The sequence below is a fragment of the Salinivibrio sp. SS3 genome, from assembly GCF_001722105.1.
GTDB lineage: Bacteria > Pseudomonadota > Gammaproteobacteria > Enterobacterales > Vibrionaceae > Salinivibrio > Salinivibrio kushneri.
Genome location: NZ_MEBQ01000045.1, coordinates 310,905 through 328,107 on the forward strand (window position 1 = coordinate 310,905; position 17,203 = coordinate 328,107).

General features: G+C 51.1%; 19 protein-coding genes. 12 read left to right on the top strand and 7 right to left on the bottom strand.

What is annotated here, in order from left to right; all coding sequences use genetic code 11:
• Positions 1–51: 51 nt before the first annotated feature.
• Both syd and BGL48_RS15735 read left to right on the top strand, forming a co-directional pair.
• Positions 52–600 (top strand): SecY-interacting protein, encoded by a 549-nt coding sequence (gene syd / locus BGL48_RS15730; RefSeq protein WP_069363528.1) that lies wholly within the window; start codon positions 52–54, stop codon positions 598–600.
• Entirely contained in the window at positions 597–1,376 is a 780-nt protein-coding gene (locus BGL48_RS15735; protein WP_069363529.1) for a Zn-ribbon-containing protein, read from the top strand. The genes syd and BGL48_RS15735 overlap by 4 nt, the downstream gene beginning before the upstream one ends.
• On the opposite strand, the gene BGL48_RS15740 is transcribed toward BGL48_RS15735, so the two are convergent.
• The 4 genes from BGL48_RS15740 to BGL48_RS15760 all read right to left on the bottom strand — a co-directional run bounded on the left by BGL48_RS15740 (position 1,373) and on the right by BGL48_RS15760 (position 4,150).
• Entirely contained in the window at positions 1,373–1,651 is a 279-nt protein-coding gene (locus BGL48_RS15740; protein ID WP_069363530.1) for a hypothetical protein, read from the bottom strand. The genes BGL48_RS15735 and BGL48_RS15740 overlap by 4 nt on opposite strands.
• A 36-nt stretch (positions 1,652–1,687) precedes the next feature.
• Entirely contained in the window at positions 1,688–1,921 is a 234-nt protein-coding gene (locus BGL48_RS15745) for a DUF2789 domain-containing protein (RefSeq protein ID WP_069363531.1), read from the bottom strand.
• Between the two features lie 863 nt (positions 1,922–2,784).
• Positions 2,785–3,108 carry a DUF3301 domain-containing protein gene (locus BGL48_RS15755; RefSeq protein WP_069363533.1) on the bottom strand — a complete coding sequence of 108 codons (324 nt, stop codon included), beginning with the start codon at positions 3,106–3,108 and terminating at the stop codon, positions 2,785–2,787.
• Positions 3,098–4,150, bottom strand: a complete 1,053-nt coding sequence (locus BGL48_RS15760; RefSeq protein WP_069363534.1) for a DUF3549 family protein — start codon at positions 4,148–4,150, stop codon at positions 3,098–3,100. Before BGL48_RS15760 ends, BGL48_RS15755 begins: the two co-directional genes overlap by 11 nt.
• A gap of 139 nt (positions 4,151–4,289) precedes the next feature.
• Between BGL48_RS15760 and BGL48_RS15765 the strand changes: the two genes are divergently transcribed.
• A complete protein-coding gene (locus BGL48_RS15765; RefSeq protein ID WP_069363535.1) occupies positions 4,290–4,607 on the top strand; it encodes a YqcC family protein in 318 nt (105 codons plus the stop codon).
• Complete coding sequence (gene truC / locus BGL48_RS15770; protein WP_241824114.1) at positions 4,604–5,356, top strand: tRNA pseudouridine(65) synthase TruC; 753 nt, start codon at positions 4,604–4,606, stop codon at positions 5,354–5,356. Before BGL48_RS15765 ends, truC begins: the two co-directional genes overlap by 4 nt.
• Before the next feature lie 63 nt (positions 5,357–5,419).
• On the opposite strand, the gene BGL48_RS15775 is transcribed toward truC, so the two are convergent.
• The 3 genes from BGL48_RS15775 to map all read right to left on the bottom strand — a co-directional run bounded on the left by BGL48_RS15775 (position 5,420) and on the right by map (position 9,343).
• The gene (locus BGL48_RS15775) at positions 5,420–5,797 is read right to left on the bottom strand and encodes a DUF3461 family protein (RefSeq protein ID WP_069363537.1); all 378 of its coding nucleotides are present in this window, start codon (positions 5,795–5,797) and stop codon (positions 5,420–5,422) included.
• Between the two features lie 78 nt (positions 5,798–5,875).
• Positions 5,876–8,494, bottom strand: a complete 2,619-nt coding sequence (glnD, locus tag BGL48_RS15780) for a bifunctional uridylyltransferase/uridylyl-removing protein GlnD (RefSeq protein ID WP_069363538.1) — start codon at positions 8,492–8,494, stop codon at positions 5,876–5,878.
• A gap of 54 nt (positions 8,495–8,548) precedes the next feature.
• A complete protein-coding gene (gene map / locus BGL48_RS15785; protein ID WP_069363539.1) occupies positions 8,549–9,343 on the bottom strand; it encodes a type I methionyl aminopeptidase in 795 nt (264 codons plus the stop codon).
• A 447-nt stretch (positions 9,344–9,790) separates the two neighbouring features.
• Between map and rpsB the strand changes: the two genes are divergently transcribed.
• The 8 genes from rpsB to rseP all read left to right on the top strand — a co-directional run bounded on the left by rpsB (position 9,791) and on the right by rseP (position 17,196).
• Positions 9,791–10,519 (top strand): 30S ribosomal protein S2, encoded by a 729-nt coding sequence (gene rpsB / locus BGL48_RS15790; RefSeq protein ID WP_046074175.1) that lies wholly within the window; start codon positions 9,791–9,793, stop codon positions 10,517–10,519.
• Positions 10,520–10,651: 132 nt separating this feature from the next.
• The gene (gene tsf / locus BGL48_RS15795) at positions 10,652–11,494 is read left to right on the top strand and encodes a translation elongation factor Ts (protein ID WP_069363540.1); all 843 of its coding nucleotides are present in this window, start codon (positions 10,652–10,654) and stop codon (positions 11,492–11,494) included.
• Between the two features lie 82 nt (positions 11,495–11,576).
• A complete protein-coding gene (pyrH, locus tag BGL48_RS15800) occupies positions 11,577–12,305 on the top strand; it encodes a UMP kinase (RefSeq protein WP_046074177.1) in 729 nt (242 codons plus the stop codon).
• A 53-nt stretch (positions 12,306–12,358) separates the two neighbouring features.
• A complete protein-coding gene (gene frr, locus BGL48_RS15805) occupies positions 12,359–12,916 on the top strand; it encodes a ribosome recycling factor (protein ID WP_069363541.1) in 558 nt (185 codons plus the stop codon).
• A gap of 75 nt (positions 12,917–12,991) precedes the next feature.
• On the top strand, positions 12,992–13,762 hold the full coding sequence (locus tag BGL48_RS15810) for an isoprenyl transferase (protein WP_069363542.1): 771 nt from the start codon (positions 12,992–12,994) through the stop codon (positions 13,760–13,762).
• A 15-nt stretch (positions 13,763–13,777) separates the two neighbouring features.
• Positions 13,778–14,629 carry a phosphatidate cytidylyltransferase gene (locus BGL48_RS15815; protein ID WP_069363543.1) on the top strand — a complete coding sequence of 284 codons (852 nt, stop codon included), beginning with the start codon at positions 13,778–13,780 and terminating at the stop codon, positions 14,627–14,629.
• A gap of 18 nt (positions 14,630–14,647) precedes the next feature.
• Positions 14,648–15,844: a 1-deoxy-D-xylulose-5-phosphate reductoisomerase gene (gene ispC / locus BGL48_RS15820; RefSeq protein WP_069363544.1), complete on the top strand. Its 1,197-nt coding sequence runs from the start codon at positions 14,648–14,650 to the stop codon at positions 15,842–15,844.
• Positions 15,841–17,196, top strand: coding sequence for a sigma E protease regulator RseP (gene rseP, locus BGL48_RS15825; protein ID WP_069363545.1), 1,356 nt, complete (start codon positions 15,841–15,843; stop codon positions 17,194–17,196). Before ispC ends, rseP begins: the two co-directional genes overlap by 4 nt.
• Positions 17,197–17,203 lie beyond the last annotated feature (7 nt).

Below are 17,203 nucleotides of genomic sequence, written 5' to 3' on the forward strand. Positions count from 1 at the left end.
TTGATTCAAGTAGAATGGGTAAAGTTTACTGAATCTTGCTATAGGTTGCGAATGGAGAACACAGTACATCGTGCCCTTTGGGCGCTAACACAGAATTATATGGCGGTATGGCAGGGTAAGTATCAACATTTACCCTGTACAGAGGCTTACATTGGACTGCCATCTCCCTGTGTCGTGAGCGAAAATGACCACCAACTACAATGGCAACCAGTCAAGCGCGACGCGTTGGCTGATTTTTCCAATGTAGAACAAGCGATAGCCTTACGTTTGCACAGTGATATTAAAGATTTTTATAACGCATTTTATTGTGCAGATTTATCGGTGCGTTATCAGGGGGAGTCGATAAGCTTGCTTCAGGTGTGGAGTGACGATGACTTGGCGCGCTTACAAGAAAACATCTTGGGACATCTGATGATGCAGCGTCAGCGCAAGCTTACGCCGAGTGTCTTTATCGCGACCACAGACGATGAAATGGTGATCATTGCGATTGATAACATGAGTGGGGAAGTGATCAGAGAAACCCTGAATAAAGGGACGCGTGATGTGATTGCCCCCAATCTGGAAACATTTCTCGCAGCACTAGAGGTTGATGTGGCATGATTCTCACGGAATTGACCTTTGAGTGCTTTGATAATACCACCGTTAGTGCGGTCGACCGCACCATCAACGGCCTCATGGATGCATTGCGTTATAATGGCCAGGTGCTCGGACGCGAGTTTCCGATCTTGATGCAAGAAGGCCAGTTTCAGCTTCGTGTGGTGTGCCCAGATGAAGACGCCTTGCACCCACGCTTTCACAGCCCACAAGTGAAACGCGCGTTGCAGCAGCTCGTCGAGGCGTGCTTAACCCAACCGAAAGTGCGCGTGCTAGGGCGCGATTTGAACTCGGAACAAGCCGCTCCGAGTGCCTCACCGACTTGGCAAGTGCTTTACACCACCTTTGTTCACACGTGTTCGCCGCTGCGTTGTGGCGATACCCTGCTACCCATCCCGCTTTATCGCTTACCCGCCACCTTTAACGGTGATCACAAAGCGGTCATCAAATGGCAAACAGAATGGCAAGCCTGTGATGAATTACAAATGGCCGGTGCCAGCGATGCCGAATTTGCAGGCTTGAATGAAATTGGATGTCCCAATACGCGCCTATTTCAGCGCGGTTGGGATTTACGTGGGCGGATAGAGTACTTAACGGGCACGCCGACTTACTATTATCAATATCGTGTGGGCGGTAAAGACAAAGAGAGTGAGCTTGAACGCTCATGCCCCCAGTGTGGCGAGCCTTGGCGGCTTGAAACCCCACTACACGATATCTTCCTGTTTAAGTGCGATCGTTGCCGGTTAGTATCCAATCTTTCTTGGGACTTTAAGCTGGCTTAGCGGTTTAAATGCTGGGCTTCTAGCGTCGCTAATCGCTCGCTCAACTCGGCCACTTGTTGTTCGAGTTGGCTGATACGCTCAGCATCGGATAGCCTCGCGTCATCGCTAGGCATTTCGGGGAGTGGTGTATTGGCTTTCGCACTTTTCACCGCTTGGATAATCAAGGGTAAAGGGACTTGCGTGGTCAATTGGGCTTTTACTTTCGCCACGGTGACGGTTTGCCCTTTTGCGTCGAGCACCTTGAGTGCTCGCGCCAGCTCAGCTTGATAGCTCATCAGTTAATCCTAGCGACATGACAGGAGAAGGAAAGATTAGGGCTTTCTCAGTCGCGCATCAAGCATATCAACCTGTTCCGCCCAATCGGCGTCTTCCTTGATGGCTTCATCAATAAATGCCCGTTGTGCCGCACTCCAAAATGGGGCATCGACCAGTGTTTGTCCTTCCACCAAGCAGTGGCTGGATAGGAAGTGTTCAATCGAGGCCTTATCGGTCGCTAAGCCCAGTTGTTCAAACAGGTGCTGTAAGTCATGTTGAAAGGTTTCCATTGCCACTCCTACTTGCTTGATAAGCGTCTATACTCACTATAGTAGCAGCCGCTACTCTGTGCTTGATGAAAGCGGTGTCGGTGAGCAAAGAACAAAGAATAGAAAAGCTCCCTGCTCAGTGTGCGATATCTCTTACAAGGGCGTGGGACAAAAGCAGAATCTTGCTACGAAAATCGACCTCCTATTTTTTATTTTTTATTTTATTATATGGACTTACATAATATTTCTTTGTTCAAGATAAAAAATGAGAGATTAAGCAGGCGAGAATGGCTTGTACCAAACGCTCAGTCGCGTAATCTTATGGGTGTCGGAAGGGAACTGACACAGGGAACAGGAATCACCAAGGACTTGGTACCTCAGGATGAGGCAGTACTTCAGGAAGAAGCGCTGGCATGGATTGCGAAAAGGACAACGGATGGAGCCGTTCTCTACAAGCAGGGAGCTTGTACGTCAGGAAGACTTAGGACAACCCAGGATGGGGGCTTAAGGACAACTTCAGGACGAAGTCATGGACACCTCCAGGATGGAGAGCTTATCGAAAACGGGAATTTCGGTTTGTCAGGATGACGAAAGGACACCTCCAAGACGGAGAGACATGGAACGACGCTGAAGGAATCGGCGACTGATCAAGGAATGATGCAGGGAGCACCTTTTAGTAGCAGGATGGCTGCAAGTAAAACTCTGGGGCGCGGCGCAAGCTGCGCCCTTTCCTTTTTTCTGGCCGGTTAACCCGACACTGGCGACTCCCTGTCACGCACCGTTAGCACTAACCTTGCGTGTGCACCATACTTCCAATCTAGTACAGCTTTTCACGTCGCGCGAATAATTCTCCCTGCCTTTTTATTATCAATATTGAGTGAGAGCTAGCCGTTGGTTTGGCCAGATCTCGGCATCGCATGAACGGGAGTGTCTATCGCCTTTAACCTTAACCCTCGAAGCTGAGCGTGACCGATGTAATGATCATCCCCGGTGGCAGAAAACTCGAACCAGTATTGGGTGAGCCATTGCCACCCTTGTTCGGTTCTGCGTAGGGTGTGGTGACCTCGTGCGATAGACAATAATTGCAACTCCATCCGCTGGCAGTATTGGCGAATGTACTGGTGTGCTTGCTCGGATTGTCGCCGCTGTTGCCAAAACAGCAAGGCGGCGACAACGACTAAGACAATGGTCAACAGATCAGTGATCATTAGGGGTCTGTCTAACAGCTTGTTGCATACGTGCCATCGCCTGGGTCAGCGCTGGCGAGGTATCACCGTGCAAACGGCTAAGCAGTGCGCCGCGAAGCGGTGGCAGCATCACAAGATCGGCATAGATTTGTTGAAACAGTGCCGTATCGTGCTGATCGGCAAGCGCAATCAAAAAGCGATCCAGCACGGTGTCGTCCGTTAAACTCTCCCAACAGCGCCCTGCAATCGCAACAAAAATCTCGCGATGGTGTAGTTCGGGTTTGTCCAGCACGGCCGCGATCAAATGATGACGCGTAGCTGTTGGGGCACCCGCATGTGCGCGGAGTAAGGCGCTAACCAAGAAAAGATCCACTTCCTGAGCCTGACACATTTGGCTAAACATGTCGCGTACGCTTGCCGCGAGCTTTTCATTGATTTGGCAATGCTCTAAGCAGCCCAGCAGGGCATACAGCGGCGTCGTTGGAAGGTTGTTCAGCGCTTTGCGGATACGAGTGGCATTGTTTTGCTCGGCCATGCGTACACAGGTATCAGCGAGCCCCTGCAGGCCAACCCCTTGCCAGTTATCCCAGCCAAGCTCGCCATTTAAATAATGTTGGGCATGATCATAATACTGGCTGGCTGGCCGGCCCAGTTGATAAGTCAATGTGGCATGAAACATTGCCATCTTGTCGTCGGTGGGAGTAAAGGTATAGGGGTTGTTGGCCAGTTTTTCACGTTGCTCTTTATTCGGTGTCGCGGTTAGGCGCTCGCCCATGGCCGCGCTGACATACTGCAAAAAGTCTCCCATTGCGGTGTGGTTGAGCAAGCCCCGCTCATCAAGAGGCATTTTTAAAAACCATACCCAAGGGGCACCCCCTGGTGGCCAGAAAGCGACAGCTATGTGGGCATGTTGACGCAAGGGGTGAGGGTAAGGCTGTTGATTGGCCTCAACCGCGCGAAAGGTCGTTTCATCCAGCTGACAAACACGACGACCTAAGTCGTAAACACTGAATTGGCAATCGGCGTGGTCAAATAGGGCGCTGAGGGCGTGAACCGTTTCCATGATGTCCGCTCTTGGTTATCGCTTAATGCGCGCGAGTATATCAGTTTTTACCGGTGAGATGCTTGTCGAGTTGATGTTGTCTTGGCTGGGAACGTGCTATGCTTCGCGGTTTCTAATTTGATTAATGATGAGGTTGTCAATGACTCTTCACCAACAATGTGAGCAACTTCTTGATGAACTCGAACAGTTGCTCGACGCCTGTGATCTGCTCCAATCCGAGCCACCATCATCTAAACGACTAGCCAGTACCGAGCCGTTTGCGGTGGATACGCTTGATTGCCATGAGTGGCTACAGTGGATCTTTTTACCCAAAATGCGTGCCTTGGTTGTTGCTCGCCAGCCGTTGCCAAGCAATTTTGAAATCGCCCCCTATGTGGAAGAAGCGATGAAAGATCATCAAGGGGCGACGGCGGTGGTCAAAGTGACTTATCGTATTGACGCGCTGTTAACCCAATGATGAGTGAACAACCTTTATCTATTTTATACCGTGATGCGTCGTTGGTTGTGGTGAATAAGCCCGCAGGGATGCTGGTCCATCGTTCGTGGCTGGATAAAGGGGAAACACGCTTTGTGATGCAGACATTGAGGGATCAGATCGGTCAGCATGTTTATCCTTTACACCGGCTCGATAAACCCACCTCCGGGGTCTTAGTTTTTGCGCTTTCTCGCGAAGTGGCATCCTTGATGATGCCTCAGTTTGCGCAAGGGCAGATAAAAAAAGCCTACTATGCGGTGGTCAGAGGCTGGATCACAGAGCCTGGTCGACTCGATTACCCACTGGTGGAAGAGCAAGACAAGATCGCGGACAAAGACGCGAGCCAGACACCGACGGCCAAGCCGGCCGTGACGGACTATCAACCACTGGCATCGGTGGAGCTTCCCATCGCAACGGGGCGGTATGCGACCAGCCGCTATAGCCTGGTGGCGATGCAGCCGCAAACGGGAAGAAAACACCAATTGCGTCGTCATATGCATCACCTCAGCCATCCGATTATTGGCGATACTACCCATGGCGACGGGAGACACAATCGTGTTTTCCGCGAGCACTTTCACTGCCATCAGCTGTTACTTCATGCTAGCGAGATACAGTTTATCCATCCCGTTAGCGCTGAGACGGTCAAGGTACAGGCACCGTTCGATACTAGGTGGCAGCATGTTCTATCGGCACTGGAGTGGGATGTGCCTGGCATCACCTGTTCGGGGTAAATCGCCCCGTGTCGGTAATCCCTTGCAGGCCGCACCTTGCAGGCCGCTCCCACATAGGTTGTGTTAGAGCTTATCTAGCTCGGCTTCGATTTCGGCAATCTTACTAGCAACCACTTTTTCCAGATGACGGAGATCGGTGAGTACCTTTTGCTTCACGTCTTGCTCTGTTTGCTCGTGCTGAACGATACGATCCAGTTCATCGATCACCAGAGACAGGCTGCGATTGATCTCAGTGACTTCTCGAGACCGGCCGGTGCCGCTGTCGACAACCACATTTTTCCGCTGGCGTGGATACTTAAACTTCATGCTTCGCGCAAAAAGATCGCCCTTTTGCTTGCTGAAGTAGACTTTGAGCGTGTCATAACTGGCTTCTTGACGCAGTGAATAACGCTCAATTTTTTCCGGATGTTCAATGCCAATGTTTTTCAACTGCTGATACATAGCCACCTCATGGTTGAATGTTGCCTCTATTAAGCGACGCACTCATTGTCGCTTTGCATGATTGATAGGGGGCGCTTGTTATTTGGCGCGCGCGAGCGCTTTTTCCAGTGCCGCTTTTAACTGTGCCTGATGCTCGGAGGTTAATGCTTGGTTCTCTGCGTCGGTGACGATAAAAAAGTCTTCGGCGCGCTCACCAATGGTGGTGATTTTAGCGGCATGGACACTGACATTTTGGCGCGCAAAGACGGCCCCGACCCGAGCCAGTAGTCCAGGTGTGTCGAGTGCCACCAGCTCCATCAATGTGCGACGACCGTTTTTCGTGGGTAAGAAAAGGACCTGGGTTTTAACCGAAAAATGCTGAAGCTTTTGCGGTGCTCGCCGTTTGGGGATAGTCATTGTCCCGGTTTCTGCCAGTGCCTTGCTGACCCCTTCGATAATGCTTGGGTGACGGTCAAGAGGAATGGCCTCGTCATTTTGGTCTAGCACCATAAAGGTATCGAGGGCGTGACCATCTTTACTGGTCATCACTTGTGCATCATGGACGCTCAGGTTTTTCTTATCGAGTGCCGCCACCACGCGTGCAAACAAGCTGGGCCTATCTTGGCAGTAAACAAAAATCTCGGTCCCGCCACGGGTTGCTTTTTTACTGACCAGCACTAGTGGGGTGTCGCCGGCGTGATGAAGGAGATGTTCACTGTGCCAAGCAATTTGTTTATGGGTATGGCGCAGAAAGTAGTCCGCCTTAAAACGCTGCCATAAGACTTCTATATCCCTGGGACTATGGCCTTGTTTACGCAATATGGCAGCTGCTAAGTGTTTGTTATGACGAATGCGTTCACGTACATCTGGTGGGTTTTCTAAGCCGCGGCGCAGTGCTTTTTGTGTCGAGTAATATAGCTCTGCGATCAGTGTGCGTTTCCAACTGTTCCATAAATCTGGGTTGGTGGCATTGATGTCGGCCACGGTAAGACAAAGGAGAAGATCCAGCCGCTCTTCATCACGCACCTCTTTGGCAAAGTCAGTAATCACATCAGGATCATAAATATCACGGCGCTGCGCGGTGACGGACATCAGTAAGTGGTTACGGACCAGCCAGCTGACAATGTTTGCTTCTGGTTTGGATAAACCATGCTCTAAACAAAAATCATGCGATTCAATGGCGCCAATCTCGCTATGATCGCCACCGCGCCCCTTGCCAATGTCATGAAAAATGGCCGCAATCAGTAAAAGCTCGCGGCGTGCTAGGCGGGGGAAAACATCACAACAAATGGGATGGCGATCTCGGTTGGCCTCGTAATCAAACAAGCGCATATGTTTGAGTAGGCGAATGGTATGTTCGTCGACGGTATAGACATGAAACAAGTCAAATTGCATTTGGCCGACAATTTGACTCCACTGCGGCAGGTAGGCGGACATCACCCCGTGGCGGTGCATTAAACCGAACGCTTTGTGCAGCGCATTGGGGTGACGAACCAAGGCCATGAATTTTTCACGTGCGTCTTCTTGCTGACACAAAAAGTGATTGAGTCGACGTCTTGCTGTACGCAACTGCCGCAGGGTAGGCGCCGCAATCGCTTCAATCGAGGTGTCGTTAGCGATATGCAGCATCATATCGAGAATGGTTTCCGGTCGCGCTTGAAATAGCGCGGGTTTACGCGCTTCGATGGTGCGTCCGCAGCGCTGAAAATCGTCACTTAACACCTCAACGTCACCCGTGCGGCCATTGTCGATGATCACTTGATCAAAGATTTGTAGCAGCATTTTGTTAAGCTCGCCGACGCGTCCAAGCGTGCGGAAGAAGTCTTTCATCATGGTTTCGACTGCACGGTTGCCTTCACCACGATAGCCAAGCAGCGCCGCGACCGATGTTTGGTGTGCAAAGGTCAGGCGGTTGTCGTAACGGCGCAGCTCAAGGTGAAGCGCAAAGCGAATACGCCACAATACGTTTTGACACTCATTGAGTTCGCGAAATTCCGCGTCGGTCAAAAAGCCAAAGTCGCTCATCTCTCGTAAGCTGGTGGCGCCAAAGTGACGGCGCGCAATCCAAGACAAGGTATGGATGTCTCTCAGACTGCCAGGGCTGAGTTTCAAATCAGGCTCAAGCTTGTAGGCCGTATCATGGTAGCGGCGATGACGCGCTTTTTGCTCGTCGACTTTGGCTCGATAAAAGCGCTCACTGGGCCAAAAACTGTCATCATGCACGCGCGCTTCAAGCGCCTCAAAAAGCTGAGCGTCACCACATAATAAGCGAGATTCTTGCAAGTTGGTGGCGACAGTCAAATCGTCCAGCCCAACACGAATGCACTCGTCGACGGTGCGTACACTGTGGCCGACTTCAAGCTTTAAATCCCATAAGAGGGTCAGCAGATCGCTTAAACGTTGTTGCTGATGGGTATCCAGTGGGGATTGGCAAAGTAGGAGTAAATCGATATCCGACAGGGGGTGCAGCTCACGCCGGCCGTATCCCCCTACCGCGACGAGGGCAAGTGAGGTTTGTGCAAACCCAAAGTGATGCCACAAGCGCGCCAATAAGGCATCCATATAATCGGTGCGCTGGTATACCAATTCCGCCACAGGGACATTGGCCAAAAAGTCCTGTTTTTGCTGCTCAAGCAATTGCTGGAATTGGGCTTTTAGAGTAATGGGGTCGAGCTGATCATCCCCGAGATGTTGTGGCGTAATCACTGTGTCTGTCATGGCGATCCTTTGCGCAAAAAAAAGCCGGAGCGAAGCCGGCTTTTATGGGGTGGATTAGTGGTTGATGTAACGCGGGAGGTTTTCTTCCTCTCTCAGCGTTAATACCTCGACGCCAGTCTCGGTGACCAGCAGGGTGTGCTCCCACTGGGCCGATTTCTTACCGTCGATGGTATACACCGTCCAGCCGTCGTCTTCATCAAGCACGGTACCGTATTTACCTGCATTAATCATAGGCTCGATGGTGAAGCACATGCCAGGTTTGAGTACAGTGCGATCATTATTTTTGTAGTGCACCACTTGAGGATCTTCATGGAAGCTCGCACCAATGCCATGCCCACAGTACTCTTTCACGATCGAGTAGCGTGTATTGCTATTTTTAATGAATTTTTGAATGGCGGAGCCAAGCTCGCCCACGGTTGCCCCGGGTTTGACCTTTTTGATCGCGTGATAGAGGCTTTCTTGTGTGACACGACATAGACGTTTGTCTTCCAAAGACACCTCACCGACTAAAAACATCTTTGAGGTGTCGCCATGGTAGCCATCTTTGATCACAGTGACATCGATGTTGACGATATCGCCCTCTTGCAGCACATCGTCATCGTTCGGAATGCCATGGCAAACCACATGGTTAATCGAGGTGCACATGGATTTGGGAAAACCATGATAATCCAAGGTGGCCGGTGTCGTGCCTTGCACTTCAGTCATGTATTGGTGGGCAATGTCATCCAGCTCACGGGTGGTGACGCCGGGTTTTACATGGTCGCCAAGCATGACGAGCACGTCGGAAGCCAAGCGGCCAGCGACGCGCATTTTTTCAATTTCTTCTTCTGTTTTAATCGGGATTGTCATTTTGCTTTCTCACTTTAATTTGGGTCGCTCAATGATGACGATGAGAACGAGAGCCGGATCTTTTCACGCTCGGTATCATCGAGCACAGCCGCCCAGAGCTGCTACGCTTGTCGCAGCGACTGAGGTGAGCAGCCGTATGATCGTGGTGCTATGGTACCAAGCCATCTGCGTTCTGGAAACCAAAAGGGGCGGGATCCCGATGAGAGGCGGTGGCAACCAAGCTTGACCGAATGCGCAATATTGCTGGATTTTACTGGTGTTTTTGTGGTATAAAGCGCGCCGAAAACCGTCATTGTGATCAATCTGGCTGAGCCGGGTTTCAGTTTGATGGTCTTCACTCAACATTTTTTATTTTAAATCACACACATATCGACACATTGACCGGGGTGCCCTCAAGCGGGTCGGTGGATGGGATATGTGGAGGCCTAACCCCAAGAGGAAATTATCATGGCTACTGTTTCAATGCGCGACATGCTCAAGGCGGGCGTACACTTCGGTCACCAAACTCGTTACTGGAACCCAAAAATGAAGCCTTTCATCTTTGGTTCACGTAACAAGGTGCACATCATCAACCTTGAGAAAACTGTACCAATGTTTAACGATGCTTTGGCTGAACTGTCAAAAATCGGTGAGCGTAAAGGTAAAGTCCTGTTCGTTGGTACTAAGCGCGCAGCAAGCGAAGCGGTAAAAGCGGCAGCAGAAAACTGCGAGCAGTTTTATGTAAGCAACCGTTGGTTGGGCGGCATGCTCACTAACTGGAAAACCGTTCGTACATCTATCAAGCGTCTGAAAGACCTGGAAACTCAGTCTACTGACGGTACGTTTGAGAAGCTGACCAAGAAAGAAGCACTGATGTACACCCGTGAGATGGAAAAGCTCGACAAATCACTGGGTGGTATCAAAAACATGAACGGCCTGCCTGATGCAATGTTCGTTATCGATGCGGATCACGAGCACATTGCCATCAAAGAAGCGAACAACCTGGGTATCCCAGTATTTGCAGTGGTAGATACTAACTCTAACCCAGACGGCGTTGACCACGTCATTCCAGGTAACGATGACGCAATCCGCGCTATCCAGCTTTACCTGAATGCCGCGTCTGACGCTTACAAAGAAGGCCGTAGCCAAGACATCGTTGCGCAAGCAGAAGACGAGCTGGTTGAAGTCGCTGAATAAGACGACAGCTCCTTGTGAGCGTTCTTAGCCATCAGCGTGTCATCTTTCATGCTGTAAGCTAAGTATGGTTAGCAGGGGCCGATTTCGGGCCCCTGTTTTTTACCCAAATAGTTTCGAATCGAGGATTGAACAATGGCAACTGTTACCGCTGCCCTGGTTAAAGAACTTCGCGAGCGCACTGGCGCTGGCATGATGGAATGTAAAAAAGCACTGGTTGAAGCGAACGCAGATATCGAAGTAGCAATCGAGAACATGCGTAAGAGCGGTGCGGCAAAAGCAGCGAAGAAAGCTGGCCGTGTTGCTGCTGAAGGCGTGATCCTAGTGAAAGAAAACGAAGGCAAAGCAGCGATCGTTGAGATCAACTGTGAAACTGACTTCGTTGCAAAAGACGCAAACTTCGTAGAGTTTGCTGATCAAGTTGCTGAAGCCGCACTGGCCGAAGGCCTTGACATCGACGCGCTGAAAGAAAAATTTGAACAGCAGCGTGCTGACCTAGTTGCGAAAATCGGTGAAAACATGGATATCCGCCGTGTTTCATTCATCGAAGGCGAGAAAGTGGGTTCTTACCGTCACGGTGGTCGCATCGGTGTTATCGTTGCGGCAAAAGCGGACGAAGAAACCATCAAGCACGTGGCGATGCACATTGCCGCGTCTAAGCCTGACTATGTTAACCCTGAAGATGTACCTGCCGACGTGGTAGAGAAAGAGAAGCAAATTCAGGTTGATATCGCAATGGAATCAGGCAAGCCTGCTGAGATCGCAGAGAAAATGGTTGCTGGTCGCATGAAGAAATTCACCGGTGAAATTTCTCTGACAGGTCAAGCATTCGTGATGGACCCATCACAAACTGTGGGCCAAATGCTGAAAGAAAAAGGTGCCGAAGTGACCGACTTCATCCGCTTTGAAGTGGGCGAAGGCATCGAGAAAGAAGAAGTAGACTTTGCTGCAGAAGTTGCTGCGGCGCAACAAAGCTAATTTTTCTGACTCAGACCGCGGTACTCGCCGCGGTCTTCCATAACCTTCTTCCCCAACGAGTGCCTAATAGAAAGGTAGTGAAATGACCACAAATCCTAAGCCAGCTTATCAACGAATTTTACTTAAACTTAGCGGTGAAGCCCTGCAGGGCGATGATGGATTCGGGATTGATCCCGCTGTGCTAGATCGTATGGCACAAGAAATCAAAGAACTGGTCGAGCTGGGTGTTCAGGTGGGTTTGGTTATCGGTGGCGGTAATCTATTCCGGGGTGCTGGTCTTGCTGAGGCGGGAATGAACCGTGTTGTGGGCGATCACATGGGTATGTTAGCCACCGTGATGAACGGGTTGGCAATGCGTGACGCACTTCATCGTGCCTATGTGAACGCGCGAGTGATGTCGGCCATTCCCTTGAATGGTGTATGTGATAGCTATAATTGGGCAGAAGCGATTAGCCAGCTTCGCAATGGTCGTGTGGTGATATTCTCCGCCGGGACAGGTAACCCTTTCTTCACCACGGATTCAGCTGCCTGTTTACGCGGTATTGAAATCGAATCTGATATCGTGATTAAAGCAACCAAGGTCGATGGTGTGTACAGCGATGACCCAACCAAAAACCCAGATGCAACGCTTTATGACTCGCTGACATACCAAGATGTGTTAGAAAAAGAGTTGAAAGTGATGGATTTGGCCGCATTTACGCTAGCACGTGATCATAAGCTGCCCCTTCGTGTCTTTAATATGAACAAGCCAGGTGCATTACGCCGTGTCGTGATGGGCGAGGCAGAAGGCACCTTGATCACTAACAGCTAAGCCGATATTGGTGGCATAATCTTACAAACTAATTCAATCGCAAGGATACTCCCGTGATTAATGACATAAAAGACGACGCCAAAGCGCGTATGGATAAAAGTGTAGACGCGCTAAAACACACGCTAGGTAAATTGCGCACAGGCCGTGCCCACCCAAGCTTGCTTGAAGGGATCACGGTTGAGTACTACGGTGCACCGACCCCTTTGAATCAGCTGGCCTCTATTGTTGCAGAAGATGCGCGTACGTTGGCGATCAGCGTGTACGACAAGCAAGTGACACAAGCGGTTGAAAAAGCAATCATGACCTCAGACTTGGGCCTCAACCCAGCCTCTGCCGGCACAGTGATCCGTGTTCCTTTGCCCCCGTTGACCGAAGAGCGTCGCAAAGACATGGTGAAAGTGGTGCGTGCCGAAGGCGAGCAAGGTCGTGTAGCCATTCGTAACATTCGCCGTGATGCTAACAATGATCTTAAAGCGCTGCTTAAAGACAAAGAAATCTCTGAAGATGATGAGCGTCGCGCGCAAGATGACATTCAAAAGTTGACCGATGAAGCGGTCAAGAATGTTGATGCACTTCTTGATGCAAAAGAAAAAGAGTTGATGGAAGTCTAAATCTCATTAGACTTTACCGCCGATGCTAAAGCGCTGTGCGTGCAGTACAGCGCTTTTTATTTGCCAAGGAGAAACATGAGTTCCCAGTCTCTTGATGCGCAGCTCGAATCTGCCGCTTTACCGCAGCACATTGCCGTGATCATGGACGGCAATGGACGTTGGGCCAAAGCACGAGGCAAAGCCCGTGTGTTTGGACATAAAGCGGGTGTCAAAGCGGTGCGTAAAACGGTGAAAGCGGCGTCTGAACTCGGGGTAAAAGCCCTGACGTTATTTGCATTTAGCAGCGAGAACTGGCGTCGTCCTGAAGATGAAGTAAGCGTATTGATGGAGCTATTTATCAATGTGCTTTCTCGTGAAGTCAAGCGGCTAGACAGTCACGGTGTACAATTACGCATTATCGGTGATACCTCTCGCTTTAGCCCGTCCCTGCAAACCAAAATCGCTGAAGCCGAAGCGCTGACGGCAAACAATGATCGCTTGGTGCTCAATATTGCTGCTAACTATGGTGGGCAGTGGGATATTACCCAGGCAACACGCCGAGTGGCCGAAGAGGTCGCCGCGGGGCAGTTGCAACCGAACGATATCGGTGAGCAAGATATTGCTCGCCATTTGATGTTGGCTGACTTACCGGACGTGGATTTGATGATCCGCACCAGCGGGGAGTGTCGCATCAGTAACTTTATTTTATGGCAAGCCGCTTATGCCGAGCTGTGTTTTACTGAGCAGTATTGGCCGGACTTCAACGAACAGAGTTTGTATGATGCTGTGGCTTGGTACGTCAACCGAGAACGACGGTTTGGCTGCACGGGCGAGCAAATTAAAGCCATGATAACCACGGATAAGTAACCACGAGGAATCAGTTTGCTCAAACAACGAGTTTTAACCGCGGCCTTTTTAGTCCCGTTAGTGGTCGCGGGCGTTTTCTACTTACCGTTTCCTGCCTTTGTGGCAGCGATAGCGGTCGTCACGCTTATTGGACTTTGGGAGTGGACGCAATTTGTTTCGGCGTCGTCACGCCTGCTGACTTTTATCATTCCCGCTGCGGCGTTGGCATTGTCTCTGTTTGCTCTCCCTTTTGACGCCATGGCATTAGGGCACGTCCGTTTACCGCCTTTTGCGGTCGCCGCCACAGGGGCGGCTTGGTGGCTATTTGCTACTGTTCTTGTGCTCGCATTCCCGCGCTCCGGCAGCTATTGGACCCACAGTAAACTCCTTCGTTTGGTGTTTGGCTTGCTCACTATGTTGCCCTTTATGTGGAGTGTGTTGTTACTGCGCGCCGCGGATTATCAATTTTCCACTTACTACGGTGCCAAATTAGTACTGCTGGTATTTGTGCTGGTTTGGTGTGCGGACAGCGGTGCTTACTTTGCTGGAAAGAAGTTTGGCAAACACAAAATGGCACCGGCGGTGAGCCCGAACAAGACCCTTGAAGGATTGCTGGGCGGGCTGGCCGCGGCGGTCGGGGTGACCTGGTTGGGTGCCTACGCGTTAGAGCTTCACTTTGCCAACCTTGGGGTCTTGTTAGCGATTGCGGTGGTAACTGCTTTAGCCTCGGTGTTGGGGGATCTTGCTGAAAGCATGTTTAAGCGTGTGGCAGGGGTCAAAGACAGTGGTAACCTTCTTCCTGGTCATGGCGGTATTCTCGACCGTATTGACAGTCTAACAGCCGCATTCCCCGTGTTTACCGTGTTGTATTTCGCGTTTGCGAATTAAGTGAAACGAGTCGTTTACATGCAAAAAATCACCGTTTTAGGCGCGACAGGTTCGATTGGTACCAGCACATTGAAAGTGGTGGAAGCGAACCCTGAGCAGTATGACGTCACCGCACTGGCGGCGCATACCAATGTTGAGAAAATGGTCGCCTTGTGTGTCCGTTGGCAGCCCGCATACGCCGCAATGGCGGATGACGGTGCGGCACATCAATTGCGCAAAGCGCTTGCGGAGAAAGGCCTGCGTACCGAAGTCCTTGGCGGCGCAGAGAGCCTGTGCCACCTCGCCTCACTACCGGACGTTGATATGGTGATGGCTGCTGTTGTCGGCGCAGCAGGGTTACCTTCGACCATGGCTGCGGTTAAGGCAGGAAAGCGTGTGCTACTGGCCAATAAAGAGGCCTTGGTGATGTCAGGGCAGTTCTTTATTGATGCGGTACATCAGTATGGTGCAGAACTGCTGCCGATAGATAGCGAACACAATGCCATTTTTCAATGCTTGCCTGACGCGGTACAGCAAGCACCTGGACGCTGCGATCTTAACGCCGCAGGGGTCAACAAAATCTTATTAACGGGATCGGGCGGCCCGTTCCGTTATCGCGATCCGGACAGCTTGGCGGCTGTCAGTATCGAAGAAGCGGTCGCGCATCCTAACTGGTCGATGGGACCGAAAATCTCGGTTGATTCCGCCACCATGATGAATAAAGGCTTGGAATACATTGAAGCGCGTTGGTTATTCAACGCCAAGTCTGATCAGTTGGAGGTGGTGATCCATCCTCAGTCAGTGATCCACTCCATGGTACAGATGTGTGATGGCTCGGTGTTAGCACAGTTAGGGACACCGGATATGTGCACCCCTATTGCGCATGCGATGGGGCACCCCGAACGCGTGCAAGCGCCTGTCGCACCCCTCGATTTTACCCAAATTGGTGAGTTTACCTTTATGGCCCCCGATGCCCGGCGTTACCCATGCTTATCGCTCGCCATGGCAGCGTGTGAGCAAGGACAGGCGGCAACGACAAGTTTGAATGCGGCCAATGAACAAGCCGTGGCGGCCTTCTTGGCAGGCAAAGTGGGTTTTATGGATATTGCCCGTATTAATGAGCAGGTTATGACTCAGTTGCCGCTCCCGACACCGACAAGCTTGGATTGCTTATTTGAGCTGGATAGAATAGCGCGCATGACTGCAAATGAGCAGATTGCTAAGGTGGCACGATGAGTGGGTTTCTATGGAATGCAGCGGCGTTTATCGTCGCACTGGGAATACTGGTTGCGATTCATGAGTTTGGTCATTTCTGGGTCGCTCGTCGTTGTGGCGTGAAGGTAGAGCGCTTTTCCATTGGTTTTGGCCGTGCACTATGGCGCAAATATGGCAAGGACGGCACTGAGTACGTGATTGCTGCTATTCCTCTTGGTGGCTATGTCAAAATGTTGGACGAGCGTATTGAGGCAGTGCCTGAGGCGGACAAACCCCTTGCTTTCAACAACCAACCTTTATGGCAGCGCAGTGCGATTGTTGCTGCTGGCCCCATCGCTAATTTCGTCTTTGCCGTTTTTGCATACTGGCTGGTGATGATGATAGGTGTGCCCGCGGTAAAGCCAGTGATTGGTGAAATTGCACCCAACTCGATCGCGGCGGACGCGGGAATTGAGTCAGGGATGGAACTAACCCAAGTTTCAGGCGTCGAAACCGCTGATTGGCAAGCTGTGAATTTTGCGTTGATCGGCCATATCGGTGATGAGAGCATGACCCTCACCGCGAAGCCGACGCCTACATCCAGTTATGATAGAGATTATCAACTGGACTTAGACCGATGGCAGTTTAATCCAGAAAAGCAATCGCCACTGACGACATTAGGGATCACGCCTTATCGCCCTGCGATAACGTTATCGATCGCGCAAGTGGTAGAGGGAAGCGCGGCAGAGCAGGCGGGTCTCAAGCAAGGCGATACAATTATTGCCGCGGGTGACACCGAGCTGTCGTCATGGCAGCGTTTGGTCGAGGTGATTAAAGCCAGCCCGAATCAAGCGTTGTCACTGATGGTCATGCGAGAAGGACAGCAACAGTCTGTGGTGCTAACGCCGGATGCGCGCCAAGGCGATGGTAAAGTGATAGGTTATGCCGGTATTGCGCCGCAAATGGAACCGTGGCCGGATTCATATCGGTTCACTCAGCAATATGGACCACTAGCCGCGATACCTGAAGCGGTAGATAAAACAGGCCAAGTGATCAGTATGACGGTCAATATGATCAAAAAGCTGATTACGGGCGATGTAGGGGTGAATAACTTGAGCGGCCCTATATCGATAGCAAAAGGCGCGGGGATGACCGCGGAGATCGGGTTGATCTCATTTTTAGGGTTTATGGCACTGATTAGCGTGAACCTGGGCATTATCAATTTACTCCCTCTGCCCGTATTGGATGGCGGCCATTTGCTGTTCTTTGGGATTGAGGCTGTCACACGGCGACCGGTATCGGAGCGTGTGCAGGATTTTGGGTATCGAATCGGCGCTGCCGTGTTGATGATGGTAATGGCAGTGGCATTGTTTAACGACTTCGCCCGACTTTAAACGGTTA

Coding starts and splice junctions, on each gene's coding strand:
- BGL48_RS15765 (WP_069363535.1), top strand. CDS start 4,290: ATGACTCTTCACCAACAATGTGAGCAACTTCTTGATGAACTCGAACAG.
- BGL48_RS15775 (WP_069363537.1), bottom strand. CDS start 5,797: ATGTATCAGCAGTTGAAAAACATTGGCATTGAACATCCGGAAAAAATT.
- tsf (WP_069363540.1), top strand. CDS start 10,652: ATGGCAACTGTTACCGCTGCCCTGGTTAAAGAACTTCGCGAGCGCACT.
- rseP (WP_069363545.1), top strand. CDS start 15,841: ATGAGTGGGTTTCTATGGAATGCAGCGGCGTTTATCGTCGCACTGGGA.
- BGL48_RS15755 (WP_069363533.1), bottom strand. CDS start 3,108: ATGATCACTGATCTGTTGACCATTGTCTTAGTCGTTGTCGCCGCCTTG.
- ispC (WP_069363544.1), top strand. CDS start 14,648: ATGCAAAAAATCACCGTTTTAGGCGCGACAGGTTCGATTGGTACCAGC.
- map (WP_069363539.1), bottom strand. CDS start 9,343: ATGACAATCCCGATTAAAACAGAAGAAGAAATTGAAAAAATGCGCGTC.
- BGL48_RS15740 (WP_069363530.1), bottom strand. CDS start 1,651: ATGAGCTATCAAGCTGAGCTGGCGCGAGCACTCAAGGTGCTCGACGCA.
- syd (WP_069363528.1), top strand. CDS start 52: ATGGAGAACACAGTACATCGTGCCCTTTGGGCGCTAACACAGAATTAT.
- rpsB (WP_046074175.1), top strand. CDS start 9,791: ATGGCTACTGTTTCAATGCGCGACATGCTCAAGGCGGGCGTACACTTC.
- BGL48_RS15810 (WP_069363542.1), top strand. CDS start 12,992: ATGAGTTCCCAGTCTCTTGATGCGCAGCTCGAATCTGCCGCTTTACCG.
- pyrH (WP_046074177.1), top strand. CDS start 11,577: ATGACCACAAATCCTAAGCCAGCTTATCAACGAATTTTACTTAAACTT.
- BGL48_RS15735 (WP_069363529.1), top strand. CDS start 597: ATGATTCTCACGGAATTGACCTTTGAGTGCTTTGATAATACCACCGTT.
- truC (WP_241824114.1), top strand. CDS start 4,604: ATGATGAGTGAACAACCTTTATCTATTTTATACCGTGATGCGTCGTTG.
- BGL48_RS15745 (WP_069363531.1), bottom strand. CDS start 1,921: ATGGAAACCTTTCAACATGACTTACAGCACCTGTTTGAACAACTGGGC.
- BGL48_RS15760 (WP_069363534.1), bottom strand. CDS start 4,150: ATGGAAACGGTTCACGCCCTCAGCGCCCTATTTGACCACGCCGATTGC.
- glnD (WP_069363538.1), bottom strand. CDS start 8,494: ATGACAGACACAGTGATTACGCCACAACATCTCGGGGATGATCAGCTC.